This is a genomic window from Trueperaceae bacterium (assembly GCA_036381035.1).
In the GTDB taxonomy this organism is placed as follows: Bacteria; Deinococcota; Deinococci; order Deinococcales; family Trueperaceae; genus DASRWD01.
Genome location: DASVDQ010000071.1, coordinates 1 through 17,057, shown reverse-complemented (window position 1 = coordinate 17,057; position 17,057 = coordinate 1). Strand labels below are relative to the sequence as shown.

Genomic DNA, 17,057 nt, shown 5'->3' with positions numbered 1-17,057 from the left:
TCCCTCCCCGAGGCTACCAGCGGCGGGTCCTCAGCCGCTCGAACTCGCTCACCACGCGCTCCGGGGCGCGCGGGCCGACGCGCGCGACGAGGCGGTTGGCCGGGTCGTGGGCGATCTCCGGGTCCGTGGTGTCCACGGGCACCAGCCCGACCGTGCCGTAGAGGCGCTCCAGCATGCGCCGGTAGCCGAGCTCGCCGAGGCCGGTGCGGTGCAGGTCGTAGTGCCAGCGGTAGAGGGCGGCGAACACGACGGTGTCGTCGAACCTGCCCCCCGCGAACGACGCCGCCAGCATGCGCTCGGCGAGGCGCTGGCCGCGGTAGGCGTCGGCGACCTCGACGGCGCCGAGCTCGACGAGGGCGCCGCTCCTGTCGTCCCCCCACGTCTCGACCGGCGAGGGGGCGTGGAAGGCGACGTAGCCGACGAGCTGGCGGCTGCCCGGGTCGTAGGCGGCCGTGACGCAGCCGCGCTCCTCTCCGGCGATCGCCAGGAGCGCCGCGTGCTGCGCCGCGGGGGGACGGAAGGCGTCGAGGCCGGGGTGCGGTGTCAGACCGGCCAGCAGGCCGGGCGGAGCGCAGGGGACGATGGTGGCGACGGGCGCGCCGTCCACGCGGGGCGCGCCCGCCAGGGTCACCGGCCGGCCGGGGCCGGCGCGGCGTTGCGCGTGCGCCAGGCGGCGACCAGCGCGTCGGGCAGGCGCGCCGGCGTGGACGGGCCGGTGCCGGAGATGCCCAGCACCGCCCGCAGCGGGCGGTGGCGCTTCCACGACTGGTCTGGCTCCAGCTCGGCGGCCTCGCCGAAGGCGCGCAGTACGCCCTCGTGGAACGGCGCCAGCAGCGGGTCGGACAGGGCGCTCACGACCGCCTCGGCGGCCTGCGACTGGTCGCCGGCGCGGAGGTGTGCCACGGCGCGCAGCACGGCGTGCTGCGTGCGCAGGCCGAGGTCGCCCGACTCCGCGGGCGCGCCCTTCACGGCGCTGGCCAGGACGCGGGTGGAGCGGGCGAGTGCGGCCTCGCCGGCGGCCACGGACGCCAGGGCCTCCTCGCAGCGCCCGCAGCGGATGAGCGCCAGCGCCTTGGCGGCGTGGGCGTCGGAGCGCTGGTAGTCGAAGCGCGCGGCGGCCACGGCCTCCTCGGCGAGGGCCAGCGCGCGCTCCGGGTCCGGCGTGATGTAGGCGGCCATGAGGCGCGCCTCGCGCACCAGGCCGCGCAGCGCCGAGACGCCTGCCGGCTGGCGCCGGCGCGGGTCGGTGACCGTCTCGATGACCTCGGTGAGGGTCGCGAGCGCGTGGTCGAGGTCGGCGCTGCCGCGCTCGACGGCCAGGAGCGGCAGCGGCCGCCTCAGCGGCACGTTCAGGCCGCGCAGCGCGTAGGCGGTCGCGAGGTGCACCTCGGCGCGGGCGATGCGGAAGGAGGCGTCGACCTCGCGGCGCTGCTGGTACTCCTTGAACGTCGCGATGGCGGTGGTGACGGCCACGATCGCGGCCTCGTGGTCGCCGGCCGCCAGCGCCGCGCTGGCCGCCTCGTCCTCGACGCGGGCGAGGCCGAAGGCGACGTCGAGCTTGTCGCCGGGGCCCTGCTCGGTGAGCTCCCGCGCCAGGTCGAACCACTCGGCGGCCCCGGCGAGGTCGCCCGTGAGGCGGGCCAGGGTCCCGCGCCGGGCGGCGAAGCGGGCGCGCTCGCGCGGGAGGGCGCCGTAGGTCGCTGCTGCCTCCAGCGCGTGGTCGAGCTCGCGCCCGGCGGTGTCGAACAGGCCCAGCCGCAGCGCGACGTCGCCGCGCTGGAACGCCAGGCGGGCGCCCATCAGGTCGCCGCCGGTGTCCTCGGCCCATAGCTGCTCGAGGGAGCCGATGAGGTCGCCGGAGTCCTTGGCGATGAGCCCGGCCCACACGGCCGAGTTCGTGCGCAGGGCCCGCTCGGCCAGCGAGCCGGGGGGCACCGACCGCGCCCCGTCGCGCCCGGCCACGTGCGCCACCAGCTCGGCGGCGCGCTCCAGCTCGCCGCGCCAGCGCATGACGCTGGCGGTCGTGAGGTCGCGCTCGGCGGCGAGCACCGGGTCGTCGACGCCCTCGTCGCTGGAGACGAGCAGGACCTCGGCCCGCTCGAACCGCCCCGCCGACACCTCGGCCTGGGCGCGCAGCACGGCGGTCCAGGCGCGGCGCAGCGGGTCGGCGGAGCGGGAGAGGAGCTCGCAGGCCCTCACGGTCTCGACGTGCTCGTAGGCGCCGAGGCGGAGCATCTGCCTCGCGAAGGCCAGGGCGAACGCCTCGAGCTCGTCGCCCGCCAGCTCGCGGCGCGCGGCGTCCCACATGCGGGTGAGCACGGGGTAGGGGGCGGGGCGGCTCTCGCACCAGGCGACGAGCTCGCCCCAGCGACGCGCCTCGAGGGAGTGGTGGAGGTGCCTGTGCGCGGCGCGGGACGTCGGGTCGGCGGCGGCCGCCTCGGCCGTGCGGTCGGCGGCGGCCGCGTGCGCCGCGCGCAGGAGCTCGGGGTCGGAGGCGGCCAGGCGCTCCTCGACCAGCCTCAGCAGCCGGCGCGAGAACGTGCGGTAGCTGCCGGGCCGGTTGGGGAGGGGGTCGAGGAACGAGAGCTCGAACTGGGAGAGGCCCTTGCGCTGCTCGCCGGGGGCGACGGCGCGGGCGACCTCGGCCAGCTCCTCGCCGGAGAGCTCCTGCTCCTCGCCGGAGGACAGCACGGCGAGGGCGGCGAGGAAGGCGCGGATGCGCTGCTCGGCGCCCGGCTCGGCGAGCGCGCTGAGGCGCTCGAGCGCCTCCTCGGTGCCGGCGTCCTCGCCCACGGCGTGCTGGCGGACGTAGGTGAGGAGCGTCAGCGTGCGCAGCTCCTCGTAAGACCTGCCGGCGCGGGCGACGATCGCGTCCTTGACGTCCTCGGGGAGGTCCGGCCCGTGGGCCGCCACCAGGCGCTTGGCCTCGGCGGTCGTGGGCGCCGTGAGGCGCAGCGGTCCCTCGAAGGGGGCCGTGGCCTCGTGGGCCGCGGCCGGCACCTCGACGGCGCTGACGTAGACGCTCGTGCGCTGGAGCGTGGCCAGGGGCCTGAGCAGCGACTTCCACAGCCACTCGGCGGCGCTGACGCGGGGCACGTCGGGCGTGTTGAGGCGCAGCGGCTGGGAGCCCAGGCGACCCGGTGCGCCCAGGCCCTGCGACAGGTGGACGATCAGCACCTTCGGCGCCGGGTCCGAGCGCAGGTGCTCCATGACCAGGCGCACGGTCTCGGCCTGGGCGTCGGCCTGCACGGCGAACGGCCCCGCGCTGCCGATGCGCACGAGCCGCGACTCCATGAGCCCGTCCGGCATGCCGAGCGCCGCCGCCAGGCGGACGAAGGCGGCGTCGAGCTCGGGCGAGGGGAAGTGGGCCCGGTACACGCGGAGGCCGTCCCTCTCGTGGAGCTCGAGCGCCTGCTGGATGTAATCGGCGAGCATCGTCTTGCCCGAGCCGGCGCGTCCCGTGACGATGAGCTTGGGGTACCCGCCCGCCCGTATACCTCCGACCATCGCCCGGTACACACGCCGCTGCTCGCGCCCCAGCACCTGGTCGACCTCGAGCTCGGCGGCGGCGAAGGGCGTGCCGAGCTGCGTGAGCTCGGGGTCGTCTATGGGCGGCAGGCCGAGGTCGCGCCTCAGGTCCTCGAGGATCAGGTAGAGCTCGCGCTTGTCGAAGAGGCGCCCCTTGTCGCGGTAGATGATGTTGCGCACGACGTTGGGGTTCGCGCCCCGCCGCTCCATGGCGTGACGCAGCCAGTTGATGCTGCCGATCGTCGCCACCTCGTCCCGGCGACCGTGAGCCGCCTTGGCGGTCTCCTCGAAGACGGACCGCCAAGGGCTCCCGTTCTTCCTGGTCATGAGCGCAGTTTACTTCGTGTCGCCCGCATGTATACAGGGCCGCCGGAGGGCCGTCCAGGAGCGGTGCTATGCTGCCGCCATGGGCCTGCTGGCGAAGGCGGCGTCGGGTACACGGCTCACGCCCGAGGAGGCGGTGGCGCTCCACGAGCTGCCGCTCTTCGACCTGGCCGCCGCCGCGCACGAGGTGAGGCTCGCCCGCACCGACCCCGAGACCGTCAGCTACCTCATCGACCGCAACGTCAACTACTCGAACGTCTGCAACGTCGGCTGCAGCTTCTGCGGCTTCTACCGCACCAGGCGCCAGGCCGACGCCTACGTCCTGTCCTACGAGCAGGTGAGCGAGAAGCTGGCCGAGCTGGAGGCCATCGGCGGCACGCGCGTGCTGATGCAGGGCGGCGTGAACCCCTACCTGCCGTTCGAGTGGTACACGGGCCTCCTGAGCTTCCTGAAGGAGCGTCACCCCGGCGTACGGCTCGAGGTCTTCAGCCCCGAAGAGATAAGGGGCATGACGCGCCTCACCGGCATGAGCGCCAAGGAGGTGCTCGCCGAGCTGAAGGCCGCCGGCCTCGACGGCCTGCCGGGCGGCGGGGGCGAGATACTCGTCGACGAGGTCAGGCACGCTCGGCACGTGGCGCCCGCCCGCATCTCGGCAGGCGAGTGGTTGGGCATCATGGCCGACGCCCAGGAGCTCGGCCTCTACACGACGGCGACGATGGTCATCGGCTTCGGCGAGACCGTCGAGCAGCGCGTCGAGAGCCTCCTGTGCCTGCGCGACGCCCAGGACCGCGCCCTCGCCACGCACGGCAACGGCTACTCCGCGTTCATCTCCTGGACGCTGCAGACCGAGGGCGTGCGCATCCAGGGCAAGGTCCCCGGCGCCGACGCCCACGAGTACCTGCGCAACGTCGCCGTCACGCGGCTGTTCCTCGACAACTTCGTGAACTTCCAGGCGTCGTGGCCGACGATGGGCTACAAGGTCGCGCAGACCGCGCTGTTCTTCGGCTGCAACGACTTCGGCAGCACGATGATGGAGGAGAACGTCGTCTCCCGGGCGGGCGCGCGGCACCGCGCCGCCTCGGAGCGCGAGATCGTGCGGCAGATCGTGGACGCCGGCTTCGTGCCCGTGCAGCGCGACAGCCTCTACAACGTGATCGCGCGGCCCGACGTGGACGCCCTGCTGGCCTCTCCCGCCGCCTGACGCCGACCGACGTGCCTTTCGTCCCTCTCGACGAGCTCGTGCGCCGCGCCGCTCCCGCCGACCCCGGTGGGCCGCTGCGCTGCGTGGTGACGGCGCGCGTCGTGTACGAGGGCTACGGCACGCCGCGTCAGGAGGCCGCCGTGGCCCTGTTCGAGGACGAGCCGGGCCGGCTCGTGGTCACGGCCGTCGGCCCCCGCGACGAGCTGCTCGCCGCGCACCCCAGGTCGCTCGTGGTCGACGCCGGCTACGCCGTGAGCCCCGCGCCCGTCAACGCGCACACCCATCTGGACCTCAGCGACATGCCCTACACGCCGGGCGGGTACGAGGACTTCCTCAGGGCCGTGATCGCCCACGGGCGCGCCGGGGCGCGGGGCGCGTCCGCCGCGCGCCGCGGCCTGGCGGAGGTGAAGGCGAGCGGCGTGCGCGTCGTCGGCGACACCGTCACGGACCCCGCCGTGATGGAGCTGCTCCTGGGCGACCCGGACCTGACGGGCGTGGCCTACTGGGAGGTCATCGGTCCCGACCCCGACGCCGCCGAGGAGGGCTTCGCGCGGGCGGTCGAGGTCGTGAACCGCTTCCGGTCGCTGGAGCGCCCCGGCGGCGTGCGGGTGGGCGTGTCCCCGCACACGCCGCACACGGTGTCGGCGCCGCTGCTGCGGCGCGTCGCGTCGTGGGCGCGGGCGCAGGGCCTGCCCGTGGCGATCCACGTGGCCGAGACCCCCGCCGAGCGCGAGCTGTGGCTGCGCGGCACCGGCCCGCTGGCCGCGGCGCTGGCCTCATGGGGCCACCCGGTGGCGCCGGTGGGCGCGTCGCCCGTGCGCTACCTCGACGACCTCGGCGCCCTCGAGGGCGGCCCCACGCTCGTGCACATGGTCGCCGTCGACGACGAGGACGTCCGGCTGGCGCAGGCGGCCGGCTGCGCCGTCGTGCACTGCCCCCGCTCCAACGCGTCCCTCGGCTGCGGGCGCTTCCCGTGGGAGACGTTCGCCAGGCACGGCGTCGACGTGGCCATCGGCACCGACTCCCGCGGCTCCTCGCCCGACCTCGACGTCGTCGCCGAGGCGCTCGCCGCCGCCGAGCTCCACGGCGAGAGGGCGAGCCCCCGCGCCGTCGTCAGGGCCGCCGTGAAGGGCGGCTACAGGGCCCTGGGCCTCCGGCCCCCGCGCGTCTCGGTCGGCGCCCCCGCCGCGGCGCTCGGCGCCTGGACCTAGCGACGCGGCCCCGGGACCTGCGCGCGGGCGCCGCGGCGCCGGCCGCTTCGCGGGCGGACCTGCCGGGCATCCGGGGCGAGCGGGCGAGGCGCCCGGCGCCGTCCGGCTCACCGGCGACACGCGCCCCGCGAGCGCCGCGACGTAGATTGGACCGGAACGCCAACACCCGCCGGCCGGTTCCGGCGGTAGGAGATGCAGTGGACGACCACCTCGTTGAGATCACCGACGACAACTTCCGCGACGAAGCCGGCGACGGCCTCGTCCTCGTCGACTTCTGGGCGCCCTGGTGCGGCCCGTGCCGCGTCGTCGGCCCGATCATCGAGGAGCTGGCGCACGAGTACGCTGGCTCCGTCAAGGTCGGCAAGCTCAACGTCGACGACAACCTGCAGACGGCGCAGATGTTCCGCGTCATGAGCATCCCGACCGTGATCCTCTTCAAGGACGGCCAGCCCGTGGAGCAGGTCGTCGGCGTCGCCCGCAAGGCCGACTACCAGGCGCGCATCGCCAAGCACCTGAACTGATACGGGCGCCGCGGCAGCGGCCGCGCGCGGGCCCACGGCGCGAGCGCCCGCCGCCACGGCGGGGCGCTGGCGCTGGCGCGTCACGCCGGCCCGGTCCGGTCGGACCTAGCTCACGCGCCTGACCCCGCGGGGTGACACCTCCCACGCGGCGCCCTCGGCGCGCGAGGACGTGAGCAGCAGGCTGTAGGTCGAGCCGTCGTTGGCGAACTCCTGCAGCGTCCACTTCGCGCCCTCGGGGAGCTGCAGGTCGACGAGCACGTTCGTCGTGTACGTGCCGGTCTCGAGGAAGCCGAGCTCCATGCGGTGGTAGATGATGTTCGCCGTGCGGTCGAGCTCGGCCGCGACCTCGTCGTCGGCGCCGGGGAGCGTCGTGGGCGCGCAGGCGGCGAGCGCGGCGGCCAGGGCGACGATGAGCGCTGTGAGGGCAGGCGTCCGCTTCATGCCGTGATGCTACGGCGCGCAGGTGAGAACGTACACCGCCGACACGTTCAGCCCAGGACCGGCGCCATGGCGAGGTGCACGACGTACCGCTGCGAGCCCTCCTTCTCGAGGTAGCGCAGCAGCAGGTCGAACATCTCGCGCTGCAGCGCCTTGGCGTCCTCGAAGTCGAGCATGACGGCGTCGCGCCAGGCCGAGAGCACGGCCGGGGCGCCCGGGTCGAGCATCGTCACGTTGGCGTCGGGAGTGACGGCCGTCTGGACCTGCAGGCGCCCGCGCTCGTCGCGGTAGATCCGCGTGCCCCACTCCCCGAAGGCCTCGAGGCGCGTGCGGACGACGTTGCGCCTGAGCAGCTCCTCGGCGTAGGACTCCCGCGCCCGCAGGACGGCCTCGTACGACTCGGCCTCGGTGACGGCGAACGGCACGAAGAACACGTCGGCCACGGCCGAGTAGAGCTTGATCGGCCGACCGGCGCGCTCCCGCTCCCGCGCGACCTCGAGCAGGCCGAGCTCTACGAACCTGCGCACGCGCTTGAGGACGGTGTTCGGCTTCTCGCCGGTGAGGCGCGCGGCCTCGGTGACGCTCAGCTCGGCACCGAGGAACGGCGCGAGGTGCCTTACCGTGGACGGGTCGAGCAGGGCCGAGGCGGCGGCCCTGTCGTCGACGACGACGGTGCGCCGGGAGCGCCCGGGCCTGCTACGTGACTCTGGCTCCTTCACGTCACGTAGTTTAGGCGGAGACTCGAGCCGAGAGTAGGGAGCAGACATGCGTGACAGAACGAACCCAGACAGCTTCGAGGCGCGGTCCACGTTCGACACCGGCTCGGGCCAGGCCTACTACTACCGCCTGGCCGCGCTGGAGGAGGCGGGGCTCGGCGAGGTCTCCCGCATGCCGTTCAGCGTGCGCGTCCTGCTCGAGTCGCTCCTGCGCAACGAGGACGGCTACGTCGTCACCGCCGACGACGTCAGGCGCCTGGCCGCCTACGACGCCAGGTCCGTGGCCGACCAGGAGATACCGTTCATGCCGGCCCGCGTCGTGCTGCAGGACTTCACCGGGGTCCCCGCCGTCGTCGACCTGGCGGCCCTGCGCAGCGCGATGCACCGCCTCGGCGGCGACCCCGAGCTGATCAACCCTCAGGTGCCCGTGGACCTGGTCATCGACCACTCGGTGCAGGTGGACGAGTACGACAGCCCGCTGGCCCTGCTCCGCAACGCCGAGATCGAGTTCGAGCGCAACCGCGAGCGCTACGAGTTCCTGCGCTGGGGCCAGGCGGCCTTCGACGACTTCAACGTCGTGCCCCCCGCCTCCGGCATCGTCCACCAGGTGAACCTCGAGTACCTGGCCAAGGGCGTGCTCAGCAAGCCGCACCTCGGCGGGGAGGTCGTCTACCCCGACTCCCTGGTGGGCACCGACAGCCACACGACGATGATCAACGGCCTGGGCGTGCTCGGCTGGGGCGTCGGCGGCATCGAGGCCGAGGCCGTGATGCTCGGCCAGCCCTACTACATGGTCATGCCCGAGGTGATCGGCTTCAAGATCACCGGCAGCCTGCCCGAGGGCGCGACCGCGACCGACCTGGTGCTCGTCGTCACGCAGATGCTCCGCAAGAAGGGCGTGGTGGGCAAGTTCGTCGAGTTCTTCGGCCCCGGCCTCAAGGCCATGACCGTGCCGGACAGGGCGACGATCGGCAACATGGCGCCCGAGTACGGCGCCACGGTGGGCTTCTTCCCGATCGACGAGGAGACCCTGCGCTACCTCCGCCAGACCGGGCGCCTGCCCGACGAGGTCGAGGCCGTCGAGCGCTACGCCAAGGCGAACATGCTGTGGCGCGACGACTCCACCCCCGACCCCGTCTTCACCGACGTCATCGAGCTCGACCTCTCGCTCGTCGAGCCCTCCGTCGCCGGACCCAAGCGCCCGCAGGACCGTATCCGCCTCGCCGACGTCCAGCGTCAGTTCCGCGAGGACCTCACGAAGCCGTTCGAGGAGCGCGGCTTCGCGCTCGACGACGCCGCGCTGCGGCGCACGGGCAGGCTGCGCATGGGCGACGTCGAGAGGGACCTCAGGCACGGCGACGTGGTGATCGCCGCCATCACCTCGTGCACCAACACCTCGAACCCGAGCGTGATGATCGCGGCGGGCCTCGTCGCGAAGAAGGCCGCCGAGAGGGGCCTCAGGGCCAAGCCGTGGGTGAAGACCAGCCTCGCGCCCGGATCGAAGGTCGTCACCGAGTACTACAAGGACACGGGCCTGCTGCCGTACCTCGAGCAGGTCGGCTTCTACGTCGTGGGCTACGGCTGCACCACGTGCATCGGCAACTCGGGGCCGCTGCCCGACCCGGTCGTGCAGGCGATCCAGGAGGGCGACATCGTCGCGGCCAGCGTGCTCTCCGGCAACCGCAACTTCGAGGGACGCATCAACCCGCACGTGAAGGCGAACTACCTGGCGAGCCCGCCCCTCGTCGTCGCCTACTCGCTCGCCGGCACCGTCGACATCGACATCGTCAACGACCCGCTGGCGCACGACGCGCAGGGGAACCCCGTCTACCTGCGCGACCTGTGGCCGACGCACGCCGAGGTCGTCGCCCACATGGAGAGGGCGATGAACCCCGAGACGTTCCGGCGCATCTACGACGGGATCGAGCGCTCGAACGAGAAGTGGAACGCGATCCCCGTGCGCGGCGGCACGCTCTTCGAGTGGGACGAGAGCTCCACCTACATCCAGGAGCCGCCGTTCTTCATCGACATGCCGGACGAGCCGGCCCCCGTGGAGCCGATCCGCGGCGCGCGGGTCCTGGTGAAGGTGGGCGACTCCGTCACCACCGACCACATCTCGCCGGCCGGCTCGATCGCCGTGAACAGCCCCGCCGGGCAGTACCTCATCGAGCGCGGCGTCGAGAAGAAGGACTTCAACTCCTACGGCTCGCGCCGCGGCAACGACAGGGTCATGACCCGCGGCACGTTCGCGAACATCAGGCTCAAGAACCAGGTCGCCCCCGGCACCGAGGGCGGCTACACGACCGACTTCACCGACGGCCAGGTCAAGAGCATCTACGACGCCAGCCGCAGCTACATCGCCAAGGGCGTGCCGACCATCGTGATCGCCGGCCAGGACTACGGCATGGGCTCGAGTCGCGACTGGGCGGCGAAGGGCACGTACCTGCTCGGCGTCAAGGCCGTCATCGCCCGCAGCTTCGAGCGCATCCACAGGTCGAACCTCGTGGGCATGGGCGTGCTGCCGTTGCAGTTCCTCGACGGCCAGGACGCCGAGGTGCTGGGCCTCACCGGCACCGAGACCTACGACATCGACGTCGCCGAGCCGCTCGAGCCGCGCCAGCGCGTGAGGGTCACGGCCCGGCGCGACGACGGCAGCGCCACCGAGTTCGAGGCCGTGCTGCGTCTCGACACGCCCGTCGAGGTCGACTACCTCCGCAACGGCGGCATCCTCCACACCGTGCTGCGCAACATCAAGCGCGCGTCCGCCGGCAGCGTGGCGCCTTGAGGTCCCGGTCCGCGTAGGCGAGGGCGGGCGCCGCTGCCACGACGGGCCGCGGCGCCCGTTCCATCACGGCGGCGGGCGCGCTGCTCGTCGTCGCCGGCGTGGGTGGGGACCACCGCGGGCGCCCGTTCCGCTCCGCCCGAGCCGGAGACAGGAGGGCGACAACGCGGCAAAGCCCACGGAGCCGCGCGGCCCGGGCGCGTTATCATCCGCCTCACATGCGCGACCTGCTCGGCTTCCTGCTGGTGCTCGCGGCGATCTTCTTCGTGGTGGGCGAGCTCAGGGGCTGGTACCTCGGGGTGCCGACCCAGACGCCCATACTCCTCTACAAGATGGACCACGTGGCGGAGACCAGCCGGCGCACGCTGATGCGCGAGGACATGCCCGTGGGCTTCAGCGGCCTCGTGAGGCGCGGGTCGGTCACGGTCGCGGTGCTCTACGAGCGGCCGGCCAGCTTCCAGACCAACGCACCCGGCGCGCCCGAGTCCAAGGTCTTCGAGCGCACGTACCGCGCCGGCGAGCGGATCGCGCTCGACGAGGTCTTCGCCCTGGGGGGCGGCGTCTACACGGTGAGGGTGACGTACCAGGACGCCACGGGCGTGTTCCGTCTCACGATGCCGGGCGGCAGCGACCTGTAGCGCGGGGGTCCACGGGCCTCTAGCGGCGCGGCGGAAGTCGGACAGCCGGCGCTCTCGCGGGAGCGGCGGCCGTCGGGCGCGATCGCCTCGGGTGGCTGGCTCCCTGGCCGGCGGGCGGGAACGCGTCCGGTACGCCGTCGTCGCTAGGCGTGGTCCTCCGTGTGGGATAGTCCCGAGCCCGGCGACGGGCGCGCCTGGCATACTCGCCTGGTGATGCGCGCCGGCACGCGCCGTCCTCGCCTACGTCCACCCCGCGTGCGGCGTCTCCTGCTCGCCGCGGCGGCCCTGTGCCTGGCGCTGGCCCCGGCGGCCCTCGCCCAGGCCGTGGGCGGGTCCGCCGTCGTCCGCGTCCTGCTGGCCGTGGAGCCCAGCGTCGTCGTCGACCTCGACGGGCCGCACGTGGGGCTGGTCGACGGGCGCCGGCGCTTCAGGGCCGGTGCTGGCCTCGAGTGGCCCGTGACGGCACTTGACGGCACCCTCTACGTCGACGGGGCGGCGGTGGGGCAGACGTTGACCCTCGAGCCGGAGACCGGCCTGTTCGCCTTCGACGGCCGCCGCTACCGCGGCGCCGTGCGGCTGTCGGCGGTCGAGGGCGGCGTGGAGGTCGTGAACGTCGTCGGCGTCGAGGACTACCTGCGCGGCGTCGTCCCCGCCGAGATGGCGGCGTCGTGGCCGCTCGAGGCGCTCAAGGCCCAGGCCGTCGCCGCGCGCAGCTACACGCTCACCTCGCTCGACCCCGCGGCCCGCTACGACCTGTGCGCCACCGAGGACTGCCAGGTCTACCGCGGCGTCGCGGCGGAGAACCCGCGCACCGACGCCGCGATCGCCGCCACCGCCGGCGTGGTCGTGACCTACGGCGGCGCCCCGGCGCGGACCTACTACCACGCCGACTCCGGCGGCACGCTGGCCTCCAGCGCCGAGGTGTGGGGCACGTGGACGCCGTACCTGGTGGCGCGCGAGGACGCGCGCTCGAGCAGCCCGCACCGCTCCTGGTCCGTGCGCCTGGACGGCCGCAGCCTCGGCGCCTCGCTGGCGGCGGCCGGCCTAGACGTCGGCGACGTCACGTCGCTGCGCGTGCTGGCGCTCTCGGAGTCAGGCCGCGTCAGCGAGCTGGAGGTCGCCGGCACCCGGGGCACGCGCGTGCTGCGCGGCGCCCAGCTGAGGTCCCTGGCGCGGTCCTGGGGGCTCAAGTCGATGTCGTTCCGGGTGCAGGGCGGCCTCACCGTCAGCGGCGACGGCTGGGGACACGGCGTCGGCATGAGCCAGTACGGCGCGCGCGCCCTGGCGAGCGCCGGCTACGACTACAGCCAGATCCTGGCGTTCTACTACCCCCACACGGGCCTGACCCGCTTCGTGGCCGAGGCGCGCTGACCCCGCCGCCGCGGTAGCCTCGGCTCATGACGGAGGGCCGCGCGCCCACGGTGGCCCGGAGGCTCACGCTCGTGCCGACCCCGGTGGGCAACCTCGGGGACGTGACCCTCAGGGCGCTAGACGTCCTGCGGCAGGCCGACGTCGTCGCCGCCGAGGACACCCGCCGCACGCGCGTGCTGCTCGACCACCACGGCATCGCGGCGCGTCTCGAGCGCCTCGACGCCCACACGATCCCCTCCCGGGCGCCGGCGCTGTTCGAGGAGCACGGGTGGGTGGCCTACGTGACCGACGCGGGCACGCCCGGCATCTCCGACCCCGGCGCGGAGCTCGTGCGGCTGGCGCTGGCGTCCGGCGTGGAGGTCGAGGTCCTGCCCGGCGCCACGGCCTTCGTGCCCGCCCTCGTCGCCTCCGGGCTCCCCACCGCCCGCTTCACCTTCGAGGGCTTCCTGCCGCGCAAGGGCAGCTCGCGCTCGCGCCGGCTGCGGGACATCGCCGCGAGCCACGCCACCAGCGTGGTCTACGAGTCGCCGCACCGCCTGGCCGAGACGCTGCGCGACCTGGCCGAGGCCTGCGGCGAGGCGCGGCCCGCCAGCGTGAGCCGCGAGATCTCGAAGCTCCACGAGGAGACGGTGAGGGGCACGCTCGGCGAGCTGGCGACCCGCTTCGCCGCGGCGCCGGCGCGCGGCGAGGTCGTGGTCGTCGTGGGGCCGCGCCCGCACGCCGAGGACGACCACCCCGAGCCCGCCCTGGGCGGCCTCACCGCCGAGGAGGCGGCCGCGCGACTCGCCGCGGCCGGGGTTAGGGGTAGGCTCTTGCGCGGCGCGCTCGCGGCGCTGGGCGCCCCGCGCAACGCCGCCTACCGCGCCGCCCTGGACCACCCCGACCATGACGACTAGGGAACCCCTCACCAGGACAGCCGCCGGCCGCCTCCTGGGCCTGCCCAGCGTGGCGCGCCTGGCGCTGTTCGCGCGCCACGAGGGACCGGCGGTGCTGCTCACGACGGCCGACCGCCTGCCGCTGTTCGCCGACGCCAGGGTCTTCGGCGCCGACGTCACCGTCGAGCCCGGCCCGGCCGACTGGCACGAGCTGAGGGAGAAGGTCGTCGTCAGCCTCGACCGGGCGCTCAGCCCCGTGCCCGCCGACCCGCGCGCGCTGGCGCTGCGGCTCGAGGCGGGGCGCGACTACCACCGCGACGACCTGCTCGCCTCCCTGGTGAGGCTCGGCTTCGAGCGCGACGCCCTGCCCGGCTTCACCGTGCGGGGCGACACCGTGACGGTGCACCTCTCCGCCGACGACGCCGACGGCGCGCTCCGCCTCGAGTTCTTCGGCGACGAGCTCGAGGCGCTCACGTTGGCCGGTGAGCCCAGGTCCTCCCACGTGCTGGCCCCCGTGTCGCTCGCCGAGTACGACAGGTCGACGTGGACCACCAGGCTCCTCGAGCACCTGCCCGGGGTCGTGTTCCTCGACGCGCCCGAGCTGATGCCCGGCGCGGTACCCGACGAAGCGGCCGAGACGCGCGGCGGGCGAGGGACCGCGGGGGACGGCGCGCCGCGGCGTGGCGACGCGGGGCCGGGGAGCGCGCCCGACGACGACCAGCCGCCGTCAGGCGACACCGGAGGGGCCGCTTCGACTGAGGTCCTCGGCACGGCTTGGCTGTGGGGCTACCTGGCGGGGCGGGAGGTCGTGAGCTTCGGCCGCGACCCCCTCGACCTGGAGCGCGCCAGCGCGCCGCTCGAGCCGCTCGGCTACTACCGCGGCAAGCTGACGGCGTTCGCGCAGGACGTCCACATGTGGCTGCGCGACGGCTACTCGGTGCACCTGCTCCTGCGCTTCGAGCGCACCGGGCGCTACCTGCGCGAGAAGGTCCTGGACGAGCAGGAGTCGCACTGGCGCAACGAGGTGGGCGACCGGCCGGGCCAGGTGTCGCTGCTGATCGCGAAGGGCGCGCAGGGCGGCTACCGCGACCCGGAGCGCCGCGAGGTCGTGCTCAGCGAGGAGCTGCTCTACGGCTACCAGGGCGGCCGCCGCCTCAAGCGGCTGCCCGGCAAGGCCGTCCACGACGCCTCCCAGCTCACCGTGGGCGACTACCTGATCCACCCCGACCACGGCATCGGCCGCTTCCTCGGCCTGGAGCCGCGGCAGGTGGTGGGCGTCACGCGCGACTACCTGCTGCTCCAGTACGCCGGCGAGGGCAAGCTCTACCTGCCCGTCGAGCAGCTCCCGCTGGTGCGCCGGCACCCCGGCACCACGGACGACCCGCCGCGCCTGTCGACCCTGGGCACGAACGAGTGGGCGCGGGCGCGCGAGAAGGCGCGCGTCAACGCGTCCGAGCTGGCGGCCGAGCTCATCAAGGCCTACGCCAAGCGGCAGGTCTCGAAGGGCACGGCGTTCCCGCCGCTGCCCGACTGGGACCCGCTCATCGAGAGGAACTTCGGCTTCGAGCTGACGCCGGACCAGGCCAAGGCCGTCGAGGACGTCTTCGCCGACCTAGGGCGCGAGGTGCCGATGGACCGCCTGATCTCGGGCGACGTCGGCTTCGGCAAGACCGAGGTCGCGATACGCGCCGCGCACCGCGTCGTCGGGCACGGCTACCAGGTCGCGATGCTCGTGCCCACGACGGTCCTGGCGAAGCAGCACTTCGACACGTTCAGGGAGCGCTTCGCGGGTCTGCCGGTGCGCGTCGAGATGCTCTCGCGCTTCACGCCAGACAGGCAGGCCAGGGACGTCATCGAGGGCCTGAAGAGCGGCAGCGTGGACATCGTCGTCGGCACGCACCGGCTGCTGGCCGAAGGCGTGGCCTACAAGCGCCTCGGGCTCCTCGTCGTGGACGAGGAGCACCGCTTCGGCGTGGGCCAGAAGGAGCGCCTGAAGAGCCTCAAGGCCGACGTCGACGTGCTGTCGCTGTCGGCCACGCCGATCCCGCGCACGCTCTACATGAGCCTGGTGGGCCTGCGGGACGTCAGCCAGATCCTCACCCCGCCGCAGGGTCGCAAGCCCATACAGACCGTTCTACAGCCCTACGACCCGCTCACCGTGCGCGACGCGGTGCTGTTCGAGATGGAGCGCGGCGGCAAGGTGTTCTACATCCACGACCGCGTCGGCTCGATGAGCCTCAGGGCACGCACCCTCTCGCAGCTCGTGCCGGAGGCGCGCATCGGCGTGGCGCACGGCCAGATGCCGGAGGACGAGCTGGAGGAGGTCATGATCGGCTTCGACGAGGGCGCCTACGACGTGCTGCTGTCGACGACGATCGTCGAGTCCGGCCTCGACATCACGGGCGCCAACACGCTGGTCATCGAGCGCGCCGACAGGCTGGGGCTCGCCCAGCTCTACCAGCTCCGCGGCCGGGTGGGCCGGCGCGAGACCGAGGCCTGGGCCTACCTGCTCTACCCGGGACGCCTCACGGAACAGGCGCAGCGTCGGCTCTACGCGATCGCCGAGCTGAACGACCTCGGCTCCGGCCACCTCCTGGCCGAGAAGGACATGGAGATACGCGGCGTCGGGAACCTGCTGGGGCCCGAGCAGCACGGCCACATCAGCGCGGTCTCGCTCGAGGTCTACACCGAGTTGCTCGCCGAGGAGATCGCGAAGCTCAAGGGCGAGCAGCGCGCCGCCGAGAGGCCCCAGGTGACGATCGACCTCTCCGTCGACGCCCGCCTCAGCCCCACCTACCTGCAGGACGACGACGAGCGGGTCGCCTTCTACGGACGCTTCGCCGAGACCGACTCCCTCGCCGAGGTGTCGCGCGTGGCCAAGGAGCTGCGCGAGGCCTACGGACCGTTCCCGCCCGAGGTGAAGGCGTTCGTCGAGCTGACCCGGCTGCGGATCCTCGCCGGCTCGAAGGGCGTGGCCACCGTCAAGGAGCACATGACCGACGTGCAGATCAGCCTGCACGGCGACGTGGGCGACCTCGACTACGACGCGAGGGCGCTGAAGCGGCTCCCCTTCGCCGTCGAGGTCACGCGCTACCCGCCCGGCTTCAGCATCAAGAAGCGCGGCCTCAAGCCCGCCGACCTGCCCGGCGCCGTCACCGACGTCCTCTACCTACTGGGTTGAGCCTGGACCCCTCCGGTCGCACCACAAGAAGACGAGGCCCCCGCACCAGGCAGGGGCCCTGCACTGTCAGGTCTCGTATCGCTAGAAGTGGTAGTTGAAGCCCAGCTTGGCGGTGACGCCGAAGACGAAGGGGCTGAACCCTAGCGACGGGCCGGCCTCGAGGAAGATCCCGCCCTCGGGGAGGCCCGCCTGCGACAGGCTGAACTCGCCGCCGGCGAAGGCGTTGACGGCGACGTTCACGCCCGCCCCGATGCCGAGGCCCACGCCGCCG

Annotated in this window: 13 protein-coding genes; 8 read left to right on the top strand and 5 right to left on the bottom strand. The window is 73.6% G+C overall.

What is annotated here, in order from left to right:
• Nucleotides 1-13: 13 nt before the first annotated feature.
• Nucleotides 14-607: a hypothetical protein gene (locus VF202_08410; GenBank protein HEX7040118.1), complete on the bottom strand. Its 594-nt coding sequence runs from the start codon at nucleotides 605-607 to the stop codon at nucleotides 14-16.
• Nucleotides 608-627: 20 nt separating this feature from the next.
• Complete coding sequence (locus VF202_08405) at nucleotides 628-3,855, bottom strand: hypothetical protein (GenBank protein HEX7040117.1); 3,228 nt, start codon at nucleotides 3,853-3,855, stop codon at nucleotides 628-630.
• A 79-nt stretch (nucleotides 3,856-3,934) separates the two neighbouring features.
• Between VF202_08405 and VF202_08400 the strand changes: the two genes are divergently transcribed.
• The 3 genes from VF202_08400 (at nucleotide 3,935) to trxA (ending at nucleotide 6,785) form a co-directional block, all read left to right on the top strand.
• A complete protein-coding gene (locus tag VF202_08400) occupies nucleotides 3,935-5,053 on the top strand; it encodes a CofH family radical SAM protein (protein HEX7040116.1) in 1,119 nt (372 codons plus the stop codon).
• A gap of 11 nt (nucleotides 5,054-5,064) precedes the next feature.
• Entirely contained in the window at nucleotides 5,065-6,264 is a 1,200-nt protein-coding gene (locus VF202_08395) for an amidohydrolase family protein (GenBank protein HEX7040115.1), read from the top strand.
• Between the two features lie 197 nt (nucleotides 6,265-6,461).
• Nucleotides 6,462-6,785, top strand: coding sequence for a thioredoxin (gene trxA / locus VF202_08390; GenBank protein ID HEX7040114.1), 324 nt, complete (start codon nucleotides 6,462-6,464; stop codon nucleotides 6,783-6,785).
• Between the two features lie 105 nt (nucleotides 6,786-6,890).
• On the opposite strand, the gene VF202_08385 is transcribed toward trxA, so the two are convergent.
• Both VF202_08385 and VF202_08380 read right to left on the bottom strand, forming a co-directional pair.
• Nucleotides 6,891-7,226: a hypothetical protein gene (locus VF202_08385; protein ID HEX7040113.1), complete on the bottom strand. Its 336-nt coding sequence runs from the start codon at nucleotides 7,224-7,226 to the stop codon at nucleotides 6,891-6,893.
• Between the two features lie 47 nt (nucleotides 7,227-7,273).
• On the bottom strand, nucleotides 7,274-7,942 hold the full coding sequence (locus tag VF202_08380) for a hypothetical protein (protein ID HEX7040112.1): 669 nt from the start codon (nucleotides 7,940-7,942) through the stop codon (nucleotides 7,274-7,276).
• Between the two features lie 46 nt (nucleotides 7,943-7,988).
• On the opposite strand from VF202_08380, the gene acnA reads away from it, so the two are divergent.
• From acnA to mfd, 5 genes are all read left to right on the top strand, one after another.
• On the top strand, nucleotides 7,989-10,724 hold the full coding sequence (acnA, locus tag VF202_08375) for an aconitate hydratase AcnA (protein HEX7040111.1): 2,736 nt from the start codon (nucleotides 7,989-7,991) through the stop codon (nucleotides 10,722-10,724).
• Between the two features lie 215 nt (nucleotides 10,725-10,939).
• Entirely contained in the window at nucleotides 10,940-11,359 is a 420-nt protein-coding gene (locus tag VF202_08370; GenBank protein ID HEX7040110.1) for a hypothetical protein, read from the top strand.
• A gap of 255 nt (nucleotides 11,360-11,614) precedes the next feature.
• Complete coding sequence (locus VF202_08365) at nucleotides 11,615-12,730, top strand: SpoIID/LytB domain-containing protein (GenBank protein ID HEX7040109.1); 1,116 nt, start codon at nucleotides 11,615-11,617, stop codon at nucleotides 12,728-12,730.
• Nucleotides 12,731-12,756: 26 nt separating this feature from the next.
• Nucleotides 12,757-13,626, top strand: a complete 870-nt coding sequence (rsmI, locus tag VF202_08360) for a 16S rRNA (cytidine(1402)-2'-O)-methyltransferase (GenBank protein HEX7040108.1) — start codon at nucleotides 12,757-12,759, stop codon at nucleotides 13,624-13,626.
• On the top strand, nucleotides 13,616-16,786 hold the full coding sequence (mfd, locus tag VF202_08355) for a transcription-repair coupling factor (protein ID HEX7040107.1): 3,171 nt from the start codon (nucleotides 13,616-13,618) through the stop codon (nucleotides 16,784-16,786). The genes rsmI and mfd overlap by 11 nt, the downstream gene beginning before the upstream one ends.
• Before the next feature lie 81 nt (nucleotides 16,787-16,867).
• Here the strand turns inward: mfd and VF202_08350 are convergent.
• A partial coding sequence (locus VF202_08350; GenBank protein ID HEX7040106.1) for a hypothetical protein occupies nucleotides 16,868-17,057 on the bottom strand: 190 nt, incomplete at its 5' end.